The organism is Tianxiuia mixotrophica (assembly GCF_050596425.1).
In the GTDB taxonomy this organism is placed as follows: Bacteria; Bacillota; Clostridia; order Peptostreptococcales; family Acidaminobacteraceae.
The window spans coordinates 184,890-203,548 of sequence record NZ_CP192292.1 but is presented as its reverse complement, the minus strand read 5'-3'; the positions used below and the strand labels follow the sequence as shown (position 1 = coordinate 203,548).

The window sequence follows — 18,659 nt, the reverse complement described above, 5'->3', positions numbered from 1 at the left end:
AATTCACTCAAACTGATACCCCTCTTGTTCAAGCTTTTCAAGGACATAGGCAATAACCATACTCTTAATTTGTTTATTGGATGTGTCTTCCATAAGTTTTTCAAAATCCCTTCGGGAGTATTCTCCTACAAGAAATTCAAGACTTTCTGTAACTATTTCTCGTTTCCACATATCCATATAGCCCGATAGGGTCTCGTCCACAATAGACTTGGCCTGCTCTTTATCAAGGCCTGTGTTAATCTCTTCTCGAACAGCCAGCATCAGCCCTTCATCAAAACGAGATGCATCAAAAACCAGAAGTTGTTCCTGAATATGGTACCTAACACGTTTAAAAGCCTCTTCAGGTAAATTCTCAACATCTTTTGCTTCAGGAATTTCCTCTTCTATAGGCACATCCTCAATCTCGGGTTCAGGCGCTGCCTTTTTGGCACACCCCGTTAAGGCAATGACAAAAAGCAGTATAGCGATTAAAGCCTTTTTCATTTTAGGCCAATCCTTTCCTTTTCATGACTCTCTGCTGTTCAAATAGATACCCCAAAATAAGGTCTTCCTCCCTAGTGGATATCTTTTCAAATTTCGCCCTGACATCAAAACGTCTTATTGAATCTCTTACATTGGAGCACTGAATGACCTGACAAAGCAAGTCCAGTGTGTCTTCCCCTAGGGTGATCCGAATTTGAATATATTGACCTGCCTTGTACTTCTCAAGAGTCACAAAACGTATACCGCCAGCGCTTAAATTGGTTGTCGTCATCTCCGAAAAAGGCTTTCGCCCACCTCTTGAATAGCCTTCCACTAAGACGGGCAACCTAAAATATTTTCTTCTATTGTGCTTCTTTGCCTCCCCCTGAATGACCAGCCTGGCACAGACAATGGCTCCAGACATAAACCGGGTTTGCACTTCTGTCTTTTGAACAAAGACTGAGTCATCTTTATAATATATAATTTCATAAAATGTGCCACTTCTCATGGAAAGGGCACCACTGCCCACCACAGGTATTTCAATTTCCAGTATTTCCTTTTTCACATCGTGAATTTTGGCTCTATATTTAGGGGCGTCATCCACCCCGTATTCCCTTATTTCTATAGATTGTCCCACTCTTAAAATATCGTCCACTTCGCTTGACCCCTCCGTATTTCTTACCCTATTCTTATTGTATTCGAAATAGAGGCAAAAAAAAAGGGCATCTGAACCATGAAACATTCAGCGCCCTGACTTGATTTTATACTATCGGATTTGTCCTTGTCCACGTAAAATGTACTTGGTGGTTGTCAGTGCATGAAGTCCCATTGGCCCACGTGCATGGAGCTTTTGTGTACTAATTCCAATTTCTCCGCCAAATCCAAAAACACTGCCATCGGTGAATCGCGTTGAAGCGTTTACGTAAACCGCCGAAGCGTCCACCCCATTTAAAAACAATTCTGCTGCATTTATATTTTCCGTAATAATTGACTCTGAGTGTCTTGTGCCATACATTTCAATATGCTCCATGGCCGCCTCTATGTCCTCGACAACTTTAATGCTTATTTTAAGAGAGAGGTATTCTGTGCCCCAATCCTCTTGAACAGCCAAGCCAACATCGTGGGCTAAAGCCCTTGTTTTTTCACATCCTAAGACTTCAACCCCCTTGGACTTGAGACTCACAATCATGGACTTTATCCACTTGGCATCAATATCTTTATGAATGAGGAGGGTTTCAATAGCGTTGCAGACACCCGGGCGCTGAATTTTGGCATTTTCTATTATAGGAAGTGCCATTTCTAGGTCTGCATCCTTATCAACATAAATATGACAAATACCAGCTCCAGTTATAATAACAGGCACACTGGCTTGCGCAACGATGGCGTTTTTCAAACCCTTGCCACCTCTAGGTATAATCACATCTACCAGATCGTCCATTGTAACCAGATCTTTTACAAGAGCACGATCTGTACTCGAAATGAGTTGAACGGCCCCTTGTGGCATACCTGCCTCAATACCAGAATCATTTAAAACAGTCGCTAAGATTTTATTGGTTTCAAGAGCTTCCTTGCCCCCTCTTAAAATAATGCTATTGCCTGATTTAAGGGCCAGGCCTGATGCATCCACAGTCACATTGGGTCTTGACTCATAAATCATGCCAATAACACCAATTGGCACGCGAACCTTAGACGCGTGAATACCGTTTTCAAGCTTCCACCCACTTTCAACCTCACCCACTGGGTCACTGAGACTGATCATAGTTCGAAGACCTTCCTGCATCCCTATTAATCTCTCTTCATTTATAATAAGACGATCAATCATGGCACTGCTTAAGCCATTTTCTCTTCCCGCAGCCACATCAAGGGCATTGGCATCAAAGATTTCTTTCTTTCGGGCGTCAAGAGCCACGGCCATGGCTTCGAGAATCTGATTTTTTTCCTTCGTCCCTAGCACGGCAAGTTTTCGAGAAGCCCCTCTTGCTTGTTTCGCCATTTCACGAATATCCACTTTTATGTCCTCCTTAAAATCATATTATCCACATGTATGATTTCATCATAGTCCTTATAACCGATTTTTTCTTCTATTTGGTCTGTTTTCACACCGATCAGATGCCTGAGCTCGTCAGCGGCATAGTTTGTTATACCTGTGCCAATAACATGGCCATCTGCTGAAACAACTTCCACAGCCACACCTCTTAAAAATGCCCCTTCCACCTTTGTCATACCCGATGGCAAGAGGCTCTTTTTATTGAGAAGGGCTTTTTCAGCACCTAAATCTACATATATATGACCTTCCACACGACTCCCAAAAGAGATCCAGTGCTGTCTGGCTTTCATTTTTTCCTTTTGCCCCAGAAAGAGAGTGCCCATTTCTTCCCCCGACACTATCCTATTGAGGACATCTGGCACACTGCCGTCCGCTATGACCATATTGACACCGGCAGCTGTTGATATTTCTGCCGCATTTATCTTTGTCGCCATCCCACCTGTTCCAAGCTTGGTGCCTGCACCACCAGACATGTCATGAATCTTCTGATCAATGGTCTCCACGATTTCAAGACGCCTAGCCTCTGGATTTGTATGGGGGTTATCTGTATATAGACCGTCCACATCGGAAAGAATAATATGCAGGTCTGCTTCTATAAGACTGGCCACTAGAGCCGATAAAGTGTCATTGTCTCCTACTTTGATTTCATCCACCACCACAGCATCATTCTCATTCACGATGGGAACAACATCTTGACGTAGCATTTGAAAAAGCGCATCTCGCGCATGTATAAATCGTCTTCTATCAGAAAAATCATCCTTTGTCAGAAGAACCTGACCGATGGTTTTCCCAAACTCTGAGAAAAATTTCTGGTACATATGAAGCAAAACACCTTGACCGACTGCAGCAGCGGCCTGCTTTTCGGGTAAAGTCTTGGGCCTTTCGTGCAGTCTGAGTTTCCCCATACCTGCGCCGATGGCGCCCGACGTTACCAATACAATCTCATGTCCGCTATTTTGCAAATCCGACAGCTGTTTCACCAATTTGTCAATTCGACCTAAATTGAGGAGTCCAGTGTCATAGGTTAGAGTGGAAGTTCCCACTTTCACCACGATGCGGCGGACATCTTTCATGATTGTCTGCTTATTCATTTTTTTCACTCCTCATTACAATTTTGTTACATTATATACGATTTACACAGACCTGCCTAGCATAAACATGCATAGTTCCCATTAAATTTACAGTCCTTTGTAAGAATACTATAAAAGTATACTTTTAAGCTTTTCAAGAAAACTTTCTCCTTAGACCATCTATAAGCCAGTGCTTGCAAGTCTTGATAATCATTATCATTTCTCAAGAGAGTTGCGAGTGTTATCATTTCAATTTGTAATGATTTTAATATTGTATTTGTTACTCATTGTGCTATACTGTATTTAGAAACGACGAACACCCACCGGGTGACAGAAATTAAAGGAGGCAATATCATAATGGAAAGAATTGTAGGCCGTAAGGCTCCAGACTTTAATATGGCAACTGCGACAGGCGATGGCAAAGACTTCGGTCGTGTCAGCCTAGCTGATTATAAAGGCAAATGGCTAGTGATGTTCTTTTACCCACTAGATTTTACATTCGTTTGCCCAACTGAAATCACTGGATACTCAAAGCGTTATGAAGAATTCAAGGCTCTGGGTGCCGATGTACTCGGTGTAAGCGTTGACAGCGAACACTCTCACAAAGCTTGGATCAATGGTGATCTAGGCCAGCTGACATTCCCGCTTGCATCAGATATGACTAAGCAAGTATCCCAAGATTATGGGGTGCTAATAGATGAGGCAGGTATCGCCCTTCGTGGTCTATTTATTATTGACCCTGAAGGTGATGTTAAATACTCTACAGTTCACGACCTAAACGTCGGACGTAGCGTAGATGAAACACTTCGTGTTCTAAAGGCTCTGCAAACTGGCGGATTATGCCCTGTAGACTGGACCGAAGGCGAAGATCTCCTCTAAAAAGTACTGAACTCTCTCTTTAATACATCCCTAAAACACTCAGCCGTCCCCGACCCCTGGCTGAGTGTTTTTATGTGTAAATATTTTAAAAGCCCTTTCTCTGACCCACCCACGGAGGCGAAGCCTTCTCAAGATATTCATCCACACTGGGACCTTTTAACTCTTTTAGTCTCCAAATTCCATAAATATAGGTTGGTGTTAAGACAAATACGGTTGCAGGCACCCCCATTAGGACGCTGTATATTGTTAAGCTTTGCAAACTTCCATAAAGGAAAAACCATATTTGAATGAGTGCACGAACAGCGAAAAAAACACTCCAACCAATGGTCACTTCGTAATATGCCGGTAAAACATCTTTTCTCCAGTACCATTCTATGTCCCACCCCCTGGTCAAGTGACTTGCCCAAGCGGCTAAGGGTTTTTTATACATAAGGCTACCCAGGGCTATGCAGAGTATGAAAGCGTTGCCCATTAAATCGGGGAGAAAGTAATTTTCAGACCTCTGACTTATCAAAGTGAATACAGCGGCAGTTACACTTCCCAAGCAACCGAGAGCAATATATTTAAGCGGTTTTCCCTGCTTTTTTCTAAGCAAGATAAGGAATATGGAAAACACAAGTGTTGAGGGTCCAGCTGTCTGAGCTCCCCATCTGTTGTTTATAAACAGGAAGGCAATAGGCAATACGACAGCATCCCCTGTGCCTGTCATTGAGATTGTTTTAAACTCATCCCCAATTTCTTTTATTTTTTCTATCATATTGGCCTCCATTTATAAGTGTTAGCGGTATCTTATCATTACCCCTCCTGTCTCAGTTCATGCTTTGACCTTTTACAAAAACAAATCAAAATGAAGGCCTACCATAAAGAAAGGGTCCTTTGACTAGGACGCTGTAAAACAATTTACCGCTTCCTGGTCAAAGGACCCTTGTATTCTTTAATTTGGTCTTACTACAAACTATATTGTGCCCATAAAAACCTCAGAACCCCAGGGTTTTGTCCACACTTACTGATTTTTTTTCATGGCTTGATATTTCTTCATTTGATTGAGTTTTATATGATCCACTTGGCTCGTCTTAGGGACACGTTTTGGTGCTTCTGGTGTTTCTTTTTTCTGAAGCTCATGAATCAACATATCAATTTTATCTGCAACCTGCGTGTTCTGGGCCACATGATAACATTTCCTGACCTTTTCAAGATCATACTGGGCAAGACCAAGAATAATTCGTGCTTGCCTGTCGTTGATGGGTTCTTCAATCATATCCATAACTGAAGAGACCAGACTTTCTCTATCAGGAACCTGAGCCTGCTGGTTTTCTCTAAAAGCCACAACCGCCGGTTCGCTCTTTTCAATCCACTGTCTTACAGAGTCTGACTGTTCATGGATGGATTTTGTAAGGACTTCTGTATCCACATCATCCGTTTTTTCAGAAACTTGATTCACATCATATTCAAGGACATCCTGTCCCTTTAAACTCTTTGCATTTTGATAATTCAGTAGCCCCCTGTTATAGGGTGCTTTTTTAGGCTTGTCTTCCATTTGTCCTTCATCATCACCAGACCTATTTTCAGCCTCTTTTGAAACAGCAAGCAACCTGTCCAAATTGTCAAAACCATCTTCTTCAATATCCTCGCTGGTCAGGTCTGAATCCTTTTGATTTTCAAGATGATCTAAGTTTTCAAAAACCACAGATTCCACCTGGGCTTTTTGACTGTCAGATTTTATAATGCCCCTGTCTTTTTCATCTATATACGTTCCAACTTCAATGTCTTTTATGTGATGATCACTTCCCTCAACAAAAAGTTCGGAAGTGCTATCAACATCTATAAGCCCTTTTGCCACAAGCCCTCGAAGAGCATTTAAGGCCATTTCAGAAGAGACCCCCATCTTAACTGCAATGATGTCTGTGGTCAGTAAATGATCAAACTCCGGTCGTCCAGCATATCTGGCTAAGACCATGCCACATAATTTCTCATAGGCTGTCAGATCATTTCTATCCACCAAGGAATTTTCAACAGCAAACCACGTTCTCATTAAGAAGCCTCCAGTCTCTTTCATCCTACACATGTAATATCCACTCATAGGAGCGAGACACTTTATAAGTGTAGGAAATACATTCACTTCTATGATAGCTTACCACACTTTCATGCGTCAACGAAAAGCATGAGAATCCTTTACGAGCTGTCCCCTATATTGATCAAAAACCACCCTAATTACATCGGTTTTCGAATGTGTTTTATCAAATTCTAATACATTTTCTTTATTTCGACATATTTCGACCTTGAAATGACATAATTGACTGAATTATTGCAATTATTTCATTTTATAATTAAATTGTTGTAAAAACCCATTTGTAACTGGGTATAACTTTCTATTTCTTAAGGGGGAATATTTTTGTACAAAAAAAGACTGAGTTTACTTTTAGTCCTCATGCTTGTTCTTAGCAGTTTCACAACAAGCTTTGCAGGCTCGCTAAAGGTAACCGACCAAAAGAGTTCTCGACTCGACAGCGCACCCGTCAGGGTCATTGTCGAAGTTGAAGGTGAGTATGGTCTTAATCTAGCGAAGACCATGCGCACATCTGTTTCTGATCTTGATGCAGAAAGCAGAAAGGCCATTGTGAAAACACAAGAAGATGTTATGGAAGATTTAAAGGACACGGGGATTGACCTTGATGTCCATGAATCATATACAAACATCCTCAATGGGTTCTCAATGACCGTGGACGAAAGAGATATTGATGCGGTTAAAAATACAGAAGGTGTCAAAGCCGTATACCGAGTCAATGAATACAAGCGTCCTGAGATGGATTACAGCGGTGAGTACGTCAATCTTGATGAAGCACTGGCTTACAGAGATGGAAAGTATGATGGACGCGGTACAGTCGTTGCCGTTATTGATTCAGGTGTCGATTACACACATAAAGATATGAAGATCGATTATCCTGAACATATTAAACTCGATAAAACTGATGTCACAAGTAAAATTATAAACAGTGGCCTCAACGGCAAGTACTTTACAGAAAAAGTGCCTTACGGCTACAACTACTTTGATAAGACAAATGAAGTTATAGACATTAGCGAAGGCGCTTCCATGCACGGTATGCACGTTGCCGGAACAGTGGCGGCCAATGGAGATGAGGACGGCATTAACGGTATCGCTCCAGAAGCTCAAGTCTTGGCTATGAAAGTCTTCAGCAATAATCCAAACTATGGTTCAACATACGGCGACATTATTATTGAAGCCATTGACGAATCCATTGCCATGGGGGCAGATGTTATCAATATGTCCTTAGGTGCAACAGCAGGAACACCAAACAGCAACGATCTTGAACAAATGGCAGTGCAGCGTGCTCTTGACGCAGGCATCGTTTGTGCAATCTCAGCTGGAAACTCCTCCTTTAGTGGCAATGGTGCCCTTGATGAAGGACAATTACCAATATATGCAGCTGATATCGGGGTCACAGGTTCACCATCTGTCACACCTGAGAGCATAACAGTGGCTTCCCTTGAAAATAAGAAGCTTTCTGCACAAACCCTTACATTCACAGACAAAACGGACAAGGCCCATAAAATTTTCATTAGCGTTGGCACAGAGGAAGACCCGGCTGATGTTTTTGAAAACCAAGCTATCCAGGCCGTCTTCTGTGGCCAAGGTGGTGCGGATGAATTCCAAAACATCAATGTCATTGACAAGATAGCTCTTATCGAGCGTGGTGGCCGAACATTTAAAGAAAAAATCGACAATGCCATGAAAAACGGGGCCATTGCAGCCATCATTTTCAACCATGAGGCTGGTGGAGAATCCCTTATGAAAATGGGAGGCGTGGAAACATGTGAGATCCCTGCCGTTTTCATGGGCCGTTCAGATGGTCTTAAGATTAAAAAAGACGGTGGCTCTGTCACTTTCACAGGTGAATCTGTGGTCATTGACAATGTCACAGCTGGAGAAATGTCTGATTTCTCATCTTGGGGAACACCAATCACCCTAGACATCAAACCAGAAATCACTGCTCCAGGGGGAGATATTCTCTCAACTTTTAACAACAACACATACGGTATGATGAGTGGTACATCCATGGCTTCCCCTCATATCGCTGGGGCATCGGCATCTATCATGCAACGTGTTCGTGACGATTTCTCCCTATCTGGTCAAAAGTCACAGGAAATGGTCAAACTTCTCATGATGAACACAGCCAACCCTAAGATTTCTGAAGGCGTGGCCCACAAGAAGTTTGATGATTTCTACACAGACGATTACAAGTGCTACAATTCACCAAGACAACAAGGCGCAGGTATCCTTGACCTTTACGGAGCTCTTGAAACACCTGTAACTGTCTCTGAAAAAAAATCCGGTCTGGGCGAAGTTAACCTAGGTGAAATTTCTGAGTCAAAGGGTGAAGTGGCATTTGACCTTATCTTCAAAAACCACAATGATTCACCTGTCACATACGAAATCGAACAACAAATCAACACTGCAGCACTCTTTGACAATAAAATTTGGGCAGATGCCATGCCAGTTCTAAAGGCTTCTGACGCAAGTGAAACCACAAGCTATGAAAGATTAACATTCGATGTAACTTCTGATGGTTATGACAAGACTTCAAACACCATCACGGTTCCAGCAGATGGCACACTCAAAGTTTCTTTCTTTGTCGATCTTGACGAGGACCAGGCACTTGCCGCCGATTCTCACGAACCAATTTTAGATGCCTTTGAAAATGGAACTTTTATTGAAGGCTTCATTCGTTTTATTGATACCAACGACACCCATGCAGATTTAACCATGCCATACCTTGGTTTCTATGGTCAGTGGGATCAGCTTCCGATTATTGATAAAACAATGTATCCTGATGACACAAACCCTGGCCTTTATGAAGCTGGTTTGTTCTATGATCAAACCGACGACTATTTAGGCTACACTGAGTTTTCAAATGGATACAGCCTAAACTTATCTGATATGGTTATAGGCCATGTGACAAACGCGTCAGGTAAAAAAGTGGGCTCAAGCGGTATTTATGGCAACTTGTCTTTGCTTCGAAATGCAGAGCAGATTAAATACACCATTCTTGATGAAAATGGAAAACTGGTTGAAACCATTGCCCATAACAAGGATGGAAAGCGAAAAAATTATTACGACGCAGGCGCTGGTGGCAAAACATCATCTTTAGGCGAAGGCTTCTGGGATGGTCTGATTAACGGTGAACCAGCACCAAATGGACAATACACCTACCGTATTTCTGCCAAAATCGTTGGTGAAGACGCAGACTGGCAGCACTATGACTACCCTGTCTTCGTAGACAATTGCAGTGCAGAAATTACTGGTCTTGAACAATCACTTGGTGATGGTGGCAAATTGGAATCTGTAACAATTCAGGCCAAAGCCAACGAAATTTTCGTTCGAGATGAAAAAGATCCTTCTAAAATAACTTCACGAATCACTGTGGAAGAAGGAAAATACAAAGGCATTCGCAAATACGGTCTCATGGAACTTGGCGGAAGCTTTAAGGTCATTGTCAGCTCACCTGATAGCACCCTTAGCCTGAAAAATGTTCCAGAGAACACAAGTCCAAATTCCGATGGCTCATACACACTTGTGCCTTTTGTTTTATCGGCAAATGGAGCCCTTGAAATTGGAGCAGCCTTCTCATTCGCTTTTAAAGACGGCCTTCCAGTCACAGATGATGGCGGGGACAAAATACTAAAAGATGTACTCTTTGAAAATTACACTGTCCACAAGGACATTTCAACAGTGGCCGGAAAGACCTTTGAACCAGAATTTAAAGGCGCTTACGCAAGCGCTTCTGATGGTGCCATTGTCGTGACAAAGGCATTTGATGAAGACCTCTATTATATGGATGACTATGATGCTTCTGCATTAACATTTAAGAAAACTCTGAATGTTGATGACAAAGTGACACTCACTATTGATGAGTCATTTGATGTGGCGGCAGGAAAAACACCGCTCGTTGCAGTTTATCCAATCTCGGATCAGATGAAAAACAAACTGAACTCACAGGATGCAGTTTCAGAGAAATACCTAGCAGAGATTAAGGCCTATGTGGAAAATAACGGCTATAAGTCCGTGAAAATTTCAACAGATGACAATCTAATTTCTGCCATTACAGCACATCCGGAAGTGGCTTCAATCCAATCCACATCGGGATCGTCAATCACGATTGATATTGCATCTAGCCCACTTGTAGCAAAAGCAAGTGTCCTTGATGGCTTCAAAGAAGGCACGGACTATTTGAAGGCCTATACCCTGATTGTAGCAAGTGACGACACTTACACAGAACCTAGCACTGCCGTTCTTGACGATATTGTTCCACCAACTGTTACAATTGATTCTCCAGAATTCTGGAGTGAGTTCACAGAGGATTCTCCAGCAATTGAAAAGGAAACTGTGGATGGAAAAACCGTCTATTCTGTTGCATTTTCAGGTCATGTCAGTGATGAATCTGCCTTAACAGGCCTAAAGCTTGATGGCGTGACTGTTGAAAGCACATTTAACACCAAAACGGGCAACTGGGACTTTGAAGGACAAGTGCCTGTAGAAGATGGCAAAAACGAGTTCACAGTTCTTGCAAGCGATAAAGCTGGCAACCTTGTTGAATTCAAGCAAGCCTTCTTTGCAGACCTGATTGAACCAGTTCTATCGATCGACTCAAATAAAATTCAGTTTAAGCGCATCAATGGCAAATACTATGTCAGACTCAATGGCTATGTGAGTGATACATTCCCAGTGCTGAAACTAAAAGCTGGTAAGGAACTCATAGTGAATGAATCTGAATCCTTTGCTGAATATAGCGACCTCTTAAAACCACTAAAGGTCGAACTGAAAAACACATATGTACCAATTGAAAAGAACCAAGAATCTCTCTACATTAAACTTGTTGATTATGGTGGCCATGTTGTAAGCGAGCGTATAGAAATACCTCAGCACATATTCAAAACATCAAGCAACAACCATCGCGATGATGACGATGACAAGAAGGATAAAAAGAAAAAATCGAGTGGGTCTTCTGGTGGCGGATCATCAAAGAAAAACAATACAGCAAGCTCCGCAAGCACAAGCAAGGATGACGCTACAAACATATCAGCAGACACATTCAAAAAAGAAAATCTTTCAAAGGAAGGCCGCGTGGTTATCAAAGCCCCTGCTCCTTCAGAAAAAAATGAGGTTAAGCTCAACCTTGATAAGAAAGCCATTCAAGCGGCACATACCAACAAGGCTGTTCTTGAAATCGATGCAGGCATCGCCAAGCTTCATATTGATTCAGAAAATCTGAATGGTGCAAGCTCTGATTCCGCTGAACTCAGCATCGCGTCTGTCAAGGGCAGTGATGCCGTTAAGATTCAGAAAAAACAGGCTCGAACAGAAAGTTTAAAGCCAATTGGAGATATTATTGACATTAAACTAAGCCTTGATGAAAATAGTGAGGATGTCCACCAGCTCAAAAAGCCAGTGGATGTTGAAATACCACTAGATATTGATACAGATTCAGTGGACACAGACAAGCTCGGCCTCTTCTACAACAACGAATCAACGGGCCAGTGGGAGTATGTTGGTGGGAACTATGACGCAGCTTCTAGGACCCTTCGTGCCACTCTCAGTCACTTTAGCCAGTACTGTGTTATGGAACGTGAAATTCAGTTTACAGATACCGATGCACACTGGGCAAAATCTGTCATTGAAAAAATTGCTTCAAAAGACATCGTTTCAGGCTATGCAGACGGATCCTTTAATCCAGATGGTACCATCACCCATGCTGAGTTCCTGACACTTGTTGTGAAAGCCCTTGATTTTGAGACATCCTATGAAGGGGATATGTGGTATGACACATACATTTTCGCAAGCAAATTAAATGGACTTATTGCACCTGAAGCAGAATTTGATCCTGAAGCCAATATCACCCGTGAAGAAATGGCTGAAATTCTTGGAAAGTACCTTGAAACAAAGACAATTGAGCCAAAGTACGATCCAATCACTTTTATTGACGCTTCTGAAATGGAAGAAGATGTGCTCAATGCAGTGAATACGGCCGTACGTTTTGGCCTCTTCTCCGGTCGAGCAGATGGCTCTTTTGATCCAGATGCCACTGCGACAAGAGCCGAGGTTTCACAAGTGATTTATGACCTGGTACAGGTTACTGGGTTAAACTAAGGCCGATTGATTCTAATCTATTAGAATGGCTTTTAAAACCCAAAAATCCCGCGAACGTGTTCGCGGGATTTTTTTATATAATTTATAGGGTCTTATATACATCAAGCAGAACGGTTGCAGTACTGCTGTTTCTTTCCTTTTTGTTTTCTCACTTCAATAAGGGACTCCACCTTGGCGATATAATTCTCATCGTCTGAAATACGTGTGAGCGATGTTAAAAGGTAAAAGTTAAAAGATCTTGGTATAATGCGATGTGTGACACAATGAATGAGCTTCTTGGCGATTTGAAAATTATGAACGTGTGAGTGTTTTTCTTTAAAGTCATAGCCAGCATTGTGAACGATATAGTTGTGTCCTGCTCTATATACTTTATAAGAACCTTCTTGATAAACTTGCATTCCCATAGCGACACCCCTTTCGGCCTGCAGCTCAACCGCCGCTTGGCCGTTTCACTGTATTTACCTCCAGTTTAATCGCTTTTGACTCACCTCCGTGAACAAGTTGCTCTTCTTATACATATTATCGGTTTGAATATTCTGAAACTTTAACTTTTAATCAAATTTATTAATAAACATTCAGATTAAACTGTACATTGTGCTGTCTTCATTATAAATGATTCGCTATTTTACGACTCTATATTCTATGTTAACCCTAGGTTTTGTTTTTGTTAAACCCTTTATACTGCAGGCACTTTGTCGAGTCTTACGGCTATAGAAAATCCTCTTATCTATACAATTCTACATTTTCCGTATGAATTCCTTCTTTTTTACATATTTCCATATAGGTGCATAAAAATCCCACAAACCGTGTCAAATACAGCTTGTGGGATCAATCTTTCTATTCAGCCTTTTCTTAAATGATTTGCCATAAGGATGTATAAGCAAACTTTAAGCAAATAAAACTCTATGGAACTTCTTCTTACCCTTTTTGATAAGAACGCCTTCATCTCCGAAATCTTCCACAGTGATTTTTCTATCAATGCTTGTGATCTTTTCACCGTTGATGGATACCCCGCCTTGTTGAACGTTACGACGCGCTTCACTTCTTGATGGTGCAAGACCACACTTATTCATTAGGTCAAGAATGCCCATGCCTTCACCTTCAAACTCTGATTTTTCAAGTTCTGTGGTTGGTACATTTGACATATCTGCGCCACCTGCAAACAGGGCTTTTGCAGCTTCAAGGGCCTTTTTCGCCTCTTCTTCACCATGAACAATTTTAACGAATTCAAAGGCCAGTGTTTCTTTGGCCTTGTTAATTTCAGCCCCTTCAAGAGCTCCCAGTCTACGCACTTCATCCATTGGAAGGAATGTCAGTAGGGACAGGCAGTTTTCAACATCTGCATCTTCAACATTACGCAGGTACTGGAACATTTCAAATGGCGTTGTTTTTTCTGGATCAATCCAAAGAGCACCAGCTACTGTCTTGCCCATTTTAACGCCTTCAGACGTCGTTAACAGCTTAAATGTTAAGCCAAACACCTGCTCTTGTTCCATTTTGCGTGTCAGCTCAACACCAGCAATAATATTTGACCACTGATCATTACCACCAAGTTGCATCTTGCAGTTGTAACGTCTGTTTAGCTCTAGGAAATCGTAGCCCTGCATGATCATGTAGTTAAACTCAAGGAAAGTCAGTCCGCTTTCCATACGCTGTTTAAAACACTCTGCTTGAAGCATTCTATTCACCGAGAATTTTGAGCCAATTTCTCTTAGGAACTCGATGTAATTTAGGTTGTCAAGCCAATCAGCATTATTTGCCACATAGCCTTTTTCACCATCAAGAACCAGGTATTTTTCCAGTTGCTTTCGAATGGCATTGCCATTGTCTGTCAGCGTGTTGTTTGTAAGCATTTTCCGCATATCTGTCTTGCCTGTTGGATCCCCAACCTTTGCAGTGCCTTCACCGATGAGTGCGATTGGCTTATGACCCGCATTTTGCATGTGCTTCATAACCATAACCTGAACAAAGTGCCCCAGGTGCAAGCTGTCTGCAGTTGGGTCAAACCCTATATAAAATGTCACACTCTCTTTAGCAAGAAGTTCTTTCACTTCCTCTTCATGTGTAATTTGCTCAATAAATCCTCTTTCCTGAAGGATATCAAATACATTTGTCATTCCCATGACCTCCTTTTTACTCGTTCATACTCATCCATACTGCTCATTGTTTAAACCTTATTTGTCCAGCCAATCCCTCTAAAATAAATTTTTAAGGGCTTACAGCTGATTTTAGAATACAAAAAAAGCTTACCCCACCCTATAAGGGTGAGATAAACTCTCACGTTACCACCTTATTTCATCGTTATGTTTAAACCATTGCATAACGACCTCAAACGCCTTTATCGCAGACGATACGTGGTCATTTCTGACCATGGCTCAGGGGTGTAATTCAATACCACATCAGGGCATGCTTTTCACCAACCAGCATACTCTCTATATTCCTGTGTCGCCTCTACTTTTCCCATCACAGCCTGTCGATCTAATCCAAATTTTTGGATAGACTTAATTTTGTGTATATCATAAAGCAAGACCGTGAACGTGTCAAGTCCATGTTTCATTTGACCTACTGACCTATATCCAGTCTTTCAATCAGTTCATCAACTTGAATAGAATGTTCTTTGACTAAATCAACGAATTTTTCACCAACTTGAACGACTGGTCGCGTCGGAAAATTCACATCCACGTAAATAACTGTGCCTTCTTCACCCGTGCTGAGTCTTACTTTCTTGCCCACGAAAAACTCCGCCAAATTGCTCAAAAATACATAGCAAACTTTTGAATCAAGCGTTGTTCCCGACTGCCAAGAAATATATTCTGCAGCTTTAAATGGTGATACTTTTTTTCTATATGGTTTGTCCGTGGTCATAGCGTCAAATATGTCGCAAACCATGATAATTTTAGCAAACTCATGTATTTGACCAGATTTTAATCTTAGGGGATACCCGCTCCCATCCAGTCTTTCGTGATGCTGTAATGCACTATACTTAATATTATTTGTTACGCCCTGCGTTTTCATCAACACACTGTAGCCAAACTGGGCATGCCTTTTAATCACTTCAAACTCATCATCTGTAATAGGCTTTTCCTTATTCAATATAAAATCTGGAATTTTCATTTTCCCAATATCAAATAATAAGGCCGCTTGTCCAAGTTCAACAAGCTGTTGTTTGCTGTATCCAAGCCACTTTCCAATCATGCTGGCTAAAATTGACACACGTAAACTGTGCTCAAATGTATAATCATCTGATTCCTTCAACTGGTTTAAACGCATAAGCACATCGTTGTTGCGAATCATATCCGGAAGGGCTTCTTCAATGTTTTCCTTCACAGAAGATAAATCTATATCATTTGATTCCTTGAGATGATGGAACATCTCTTTCGTTTCTTCAATCATTTCTTCATGTTTAACGTCAATTGGCGTGTTACCATCACCTGTAAGAACGTTAATGACCATATTGGCATTAACGACATTGGTCACCACGGGAGCATAGTTTTCTTCTTCTAGCTCCTCAAGTTCTGACTTAAACTTTTCAACATCATATCGACGACCTGCTTCCTTAGCAGCTCTTTCAACCGTATCTGCATCAAGGGATGCTGAAGTTGGTTTTGCAGTTCGATTTGTGCCCGAGTACGGCGGTTCAAAATCTGATATTTTGACTGCAAGAATCCCCAGGCGCTTTAACAGCTTAATATGACGCTCGCTTAGCTCTGCACCAGCACCCAACAATTCAACAGTCCCATCTTCATTAAATATGGCTTCTGCTAGGATCATACCTGGTTCAACTTTTCCGATTTCAACGTATTTCAACTTTGATCACCTACCCCGCTAAAAAATCCAGACAATAGATGAATTCTCCATTTGGACTGGATGTCCTTTATTTATTACCCTTTTTCTTTAAATTAATCCCGGATTCTTCATGAAAATTGTATATTCGTCAAAAAATGCCCATATATTTCAAAAGGCCTTATCTATTTGTATTCTATCATTTTCTGTAGGTGGATTTGGAAAAACAACAAACTTGTTTCCAAAATTCCCTCGCCCAACTAAAAAACTCCCTTTTGTGGGAGTTTTTTTGCTATGGTTATACTATGTTACTATGATTTTAACAAATACGCTTCAAAATATTATTTAATCTTACCCACTATATAGCAGATGTAATAACATCCTCAAGTTCTAATAACATACCATTTGGCACGTAGTCTACAAAGAGTGTTATCCAGTAGCCTGTTTCATCTGCTTTAACTGTTTCCACACGGCCAACAACACTGTAAATCACTCGACTCACTCTAATATCCACTCCGATAAACTCGCCAACCTTCATGGACGTAAAAGTTCTAATTCGAACCACTCGATCAAAAACATCGGTTAAATCAATTTCTGCAGGTGGTGCAAAATCTGCATAACGCTCGTTGACGTAAAACATTTCACTTAGCTCAGATTGATTTGCCAGACGGCCGTCCACTCTTTTGTCTTTCAAATTCGCAGTCATGGTCATCCCACCTTTACATTTGGATACGCTGCTCCTTTATTCGACAATATTCGATTTTTATAATTATACATCATTTATCGGTAGAAACAGCGATTTTTTAAGGTTTTTGTAACATAATTCCGAAAAAATTTACAATTAAATTTATATTCTTTATAATATTCTACCCATTTTGTGGTCTTTTTAATCCATCCCTCTATACTTCCTGTCCCTTATCGCCTATACAACATGACCGATGAGAACAGTGGGAATATCAAAATCTAAGAGAAGGTCTTTTTTCACAACGACAATGGCCACAGAAGATGGTCCGCAGGATTTCTCCATATCCAGTTCCACCCCTTCTATAAGCTGGTAACTTTCATCTCGACTCACAAACATATCATTCAGTTCCCCCATCACACCTTTTGAACCCACTGGGAGAATCTCTCGAACAGCGTTCATTTCTAAAAGACGCTTTATAGTCGATGCCTTTAAAAGTTTGTCACTATGATCTATAACCTCAGGCCCGACTGAGGGGCGTCCTATAACATACACTGCATCCCCCCTGTGAAAGGGACTTCTTTTTATGGTTTTCGCTAGACCGTTGACAACCACACCTAGGGCTGTCATCGAGGTGGGCATATTCTTTTCCATGCTTGTTAGAACAGGCACACGAAGTCCAAATTCATCAAGACATGATTTAACGCCTTTTAAAAGACGTCTTCCAGTTGCATCAGGTTCATTGGCTATGGGCACAGCCACACTCACCACCGATGCCCCCAAGCTGAGAACCTCAAGCAGGGCCACCCTTGCAGTAATCGCCCCTACGACTTCAGGTGGCGCCTCAAGGGTATCATCTCGCTTTAATCCAATTCCACCACAGGAGTCACAACCCGTAACTAGAATTTGGTCATTTTGAAGTTGTGTAAGTATCACATCTCTATAGGTCATCATCTTTAAATCCACGTGCCAATTCTGTTTTTGAAACGGCTCCATTTATAACAACTGCCAGAATGACATTTACAGCACTTGCAACTACGAGAGCCGGTATAAACACCACAGCCATTTCCCATTCAAAGCCGGGCACTGTCACAAGAGCCACAGGCATGACAAGTCCATTCATAGCGATTGCCACTATTATACCCAGGATACTATGAACTTTCTTCGATGCTAGGGCAAACAAATACACCGATAAAAACATCAGCAATGCTATGGCGCCATGAATAGGCAATCCAAATGGGAAACCCGATAATGCCGACGTCATTAAATGACCCATAAGACCAACAAAACCACCGTAAAAACCACCCATGAGTATCCCAGCGAAGTACGCTGGAAAGGAATCAAGCGCAATTGTACTAAATGGGCCCGGTAGCTTTATATTGGCACCTACAAAGGAAAGGGCGATCATGAGAGCCAACAGAATCAACCTGTTGAGTTTATTGTTATCAGCCACTTTTATTACTCCTCCTCTGAACTTGTTAACACTTATTTCATTAAATATTTAAGTGATCGACTTGAAATCACAAAATAACAAGCCCCACCTTATTATAGAAAGAAACTTGCAGGCTAAAC

Annotated in this window: 15 protein-coding genes; 2 read left to right on the top strand and 13 right to left on the bottom strand. The window is 41.5% G+C overall.

Annotated features, from left to right (window positions below):
* Positions 1-3: 3 nt before the first annotated feature.
* From ACQ4KW_RS00940 to proB, 4 genes are all read right to left on the bottom strand, one after another.
* The gene (locus ACQ4KW_RS00940; RefSeq protein WP_430884682.1) at positions 4-483 is read right to left on the bottom strand and encodes a hypothetical protein; all 480 of its coding nucleotides are present in this window, start codon (positions 481-483) and stop codon (positions 4-6) included.
* 1 nt (position 484) lies between these two features.
* Entirely contained in the window at positions 485-1,117 is a 633-nt protein-coding gene (locus ACQ4KW_RS00935; RefSeq protein WP_430884681.1) for a flagellar brake protein, read from the bottom strand.
* 111 nt (positions 1,118-1,228) lie between these two features.
* On the bottom strand, positions 1,229-2,470 hold the full coding sequence (locus ACQ4KW_RS00930; RefSeq protein WP_430884680.1) for a glutamate-5-semialdehyde dehydrogenase: 1,242 nt from the start codon (positions 2,468-2,470) through the stop codon (positions 1,229-1,231).
* Between the two features lie 2 nt (positions 2,471-2,472).
* Entirely contained in the window at positions 2,473-3,600 is a 1,128-nt protein-coding gene (gene proB / locus ACQ4KW_RS00925) for a glutamate 5-kinase (RefSeq protein WP_430884679.1), read from the bottom strand.
* Between the two features lie 336 nt (positions 3,601-3,936).
* On the opposite strand from proB, the gene ACQ4KW_RS00920 reads away from it, so the two are divergent.
* Positions 3,937-4,458, top strand: coding sequence for a peroxiredoxin (locus tag ACQ4KW_RS00920; protein ID WP_430884678.1), 522 nt, complete (start codon positions 3,937-3,939; stop codon positions 4,456-4,458).
* A gap of 85 nt (positions 4,459-4,543) precedes the next feature.
* On the opposite strand, the gene ACQ4KW_RS00915 is transcribed toward ACQ4KW_RS00920, so the two are convergent.
* Positions 4,544-5,215 carry a DUF3159 domain-containing protein gene (locus ACQ4KW_RS00915; RefSeq protein WP_430884677.1) on the bottom strand — a complete coding sequence of 224 codons (672 nt, stop codon included), beginning with the start codon at positions 5,213-5,215 and terminating at the stop codon, positions 4,544-4,546.
* A 246-nt stretch (positions 5,216-5,461) separates the two neighbouring features.
* The gene (locus tag ACQ4KW_RS00910; RefSeq protein ID WP_430884676.1) at positions 5,462-6,490 is read right to left on the bottom strand and encodes a hypothetical protein; all 1,029 of its coding nucleotides are present in this window, start codon (positions 6,488-6,490) and stop codon (positions 5,462-5,464) included.
* Between the two features lie 360 nt (positions 6,491-6,850).
* On the opposite strand from ACQ4KW_RS00910, the gene ACQ4KW_RS00905 reads away from it, so the two are divergent.
* Entirely contained in the window at positions 6,851-12,622 is a 5,772-nt protein-coding gene (locus ACQ4KW_RS00905; RefSeq protein ID WP_430884675.1) for a S8 family serine peptidase, read from the top strand.
* A gap of 101 nt (positions 12,623-12,723) precedes the next feature.
* Here ACQ4KW_RS00905 and ACQ4KW_RS00900 read toward each other — a convergent pair whose 3' ends face one another.
* The 7 genes from ACQ4KW_RS00900 to ACQ4KW_RS00870 form a co-directional block, all read right to left on the bottom strand.
* A complete protein-coding gene (locus ACQ4KW_RS00900; protein ID WP_430884674.1) occupies positions 12,724-13,026 on the bottom strand; it encodes a hypothetical protein in 303 nt (100 codons plus the stop codon).
* 483 nt (positions 13,027-13,509) lie between these two features.
* A complete protein-coding gene (gene tyrS / locus ACQ4KW_RS00895) occupies positions 13,510-14,739 on the bottom strand; it encodes a tyrosine--tRNA ligase (RefSeq protein ID WP_430884673.1) in 1,230 nt (409 codons plus the stop codon).
* Positions 14,740-15,035: 296 nt separating this feature from the next.
* Entirely contained in the window at positions 15,036-15,179 is a 144-nt protein-coding gene (locus ACQ4KW_RS00890) for a hypothetical protein (protein ID WP_430884672.1), read from the bottom strand.
* 5 nt (positions 15,180-15,184) lie between these two features.
* Positions 15,185-16,429: an HD-GYP domain-containing protein gene (locus ACQ4KW_RS00885; protein ID WP_430884671.1), complete on the bottom strand. Its 1,245-nt coding sequence runs from the start codon at positions 16,427-16,429 to the stop codon at positions 15,185-15,187.
* 334 nt (positions 16,430-16,763) lie between these two features.
* The gene (locus tag ACQ4KW_RS00880) at positions 16,764-17,111 is read right to left on the bottom strand and encodes a hypothetical protein (protein WP_430884670.1); all 348 of its coding nucleotides are present in this window, start codon (positions 17,109-17,111) and stop codon (positions 16,764-16,766) included.
* A 216-nt stretch (positions 17,112-17,327) separates the two neighbouring features.
* Positions 17,328-18,041: an alpha-ribazole kinase gene (locus ACQ4KW_RS00875; RefSeq protein WP_430884669.1), complete on the bottom strand. Its 714-nt coding sequence runs from the start codon at positions 18,039-18,041 to the stop codon at positions 17,328-17,330.
* Entirely contained in the window at positions 18,028-18,540 is a 513-nt protein-coding gene (locus tag ACQ4KW_RS00870) for an ECF transporter S component (protein ID WP_430884668.1), read from the bottom strand. The genes ACQ4KW_RS00875 and ACQ4KW_RS00870 overlap by 14 nt, the downstream gene beginning before the upstream one ends.
* Positions 18,541-18,659 lie beyond the last annotated feature (119 nt).